The 1,357-nt window shown below is 36.6% G+C and carries 2 protein-coding genes; one reads left to right on the plus strand and one right to left on the minus strand.

Annotation, left to right across the window (positions count from 1 at the left end):
* A partial coding sequence (locus L655_RS0118635) for a transposase (protein WP_024604693.1) occupies positions 1–561 on the plus strand: 561 nt, incomplete at its 5' end.
* A 211-nt stretch (positions 562–772) separates the two neighbouring features.
* Here L655_RS0118635 and L655_RS0118640 read toward each other — a convergent pair.
* Positions 773–1,129: a DUF4870 domain-containing protein gene (locus L655_RS0118640; protein WP_024605916.1), complete on the minus strand. Its 357-nt coding sequence runs from the start codon at positions 1,127–1,129 to the stop codon at positions 773–775.
* Positions 1,130–1,357 lie beyond the last annotated feature (228 nt).

Consider the following 1,357-nt stretch of genomic DNA (forward strand, 5'->3'; position numbering starts at 1 on the left):
ATGAGTGTATCTGCGCATGCCAGAAAACAAGACCCTTCGCTTCCTGAGTGCTGGCAGGCCAGACTGGTTCTTTATCCTGAGCCAATGGGGCCTGGAAAAATAAAAGGTCTGCTGTGCTCTTTGGATGATAAACAGGCCTTTGGTGCACAGGCCATTCTTGATGTCTATTTCGAGCGCTGGGAAATTGAAAATAGCTATGGAGAAATAAAACACCAGATGCTTGAGGATAGTATTCTTTTGCGTAGTCAGACTGTGGATGGAGTCAATCAAGAGCTATGGGGTATATTGCTAGCCTACAATTTAATTCGAGTAGAGATAAGTCGAATAGCCAAAGAGGCTAAAGTCTCCCCGCTGAGAATTAGTTTTGTCATGGCTTTGCGGGATATACAGGATGAAATACTCTGGTGTGCCATCGCTTCGCCAGGTTCAATTCCAAAGAAATTAAGGGCAATGCGAGAACGAGTGAAACGTTATATTCTTCCAGAAAAAAGAAAACGGCCCAAAAGTAGGACCGTTCGAATTTCAAAAACTCGGTACACCATTAAGTCAAAGCATGCTTAACTGAATGGTGTTAAGCCTATAGCTGGGTTTATAATACCAATTTTATTAAAAACATGATCATTCTAGCGTATTAAATAACTCACTAACGACGTTAAAAATTATTTATATAGAACAACTATGTATCATAATTTTAGCCTTGTTATTGAGCTATTTTCTTATCGCTATAATAGATCACTAATTTAATGCAATTGGTATAAAAATAACTGAGGTTTTATTTTATCAAATTTAAACTAAACGGGTAATTAAACTCTTTACCTTCGTTAGCTTTAATACTCGCCATTACAAACCCAAAAATTGCCACTATAGGTAGTAATATTAAGCCTACTGCTACAAACATCAGTAAAAAACAAACTACATATGCAATTGCCATCGTTATTTGAAAGTTAAGCGCCTTTTTACCGTGCACGTCAACAACTGGCATTTCATCTCTTTTAATTAACCACACAATTAATGGCCCAATTATTGAGCCAAACGGCACAATAAATCCGGCAAGCGCACTCAAATGGCATAACATAGCCCACATACGGTCATCTTTATTAACTGGTTCAACCTGTTGATTTTCTTCCATAACACTCTCCTTTTTGTTTTATGTATGTTGCCTCTTAACTAAACAAATGTCTACAAATCAACCAACGTATTTGTATTTAAAAATCACAGCGTAAAATCTTGTGATAAAAAAGTGATAAGTTTGTGAGAGTTTCTGGAGACGATTATTCAATACTTAACTCGAATCATCACTTACAGGAAATAATAATGAAAACTTCTACATTAACAATCGCAATTCTTTTAGCGGCAG

The organism is Pseudoalteromonas sp. TAE79, assembly GCF_000498015.1.
In the GTDB taxonomy this organism is placed as follows: domain Bacteria; phylum Pseudomonadota; class Gammaproteobacteria; order Enterobacterales; family Alteromonadaceae; genus Pseudoalteromonas.

Excerpts from the sequence above, each read along its gene's own strand:
- L655_RS0118640 (WP_024605916.1), bottom strand. The coding sequence starts at position 1,129 with ATGGAAGAAAATCAACAGGTTGAACCAGTTAATAAAGATGACCGTATG.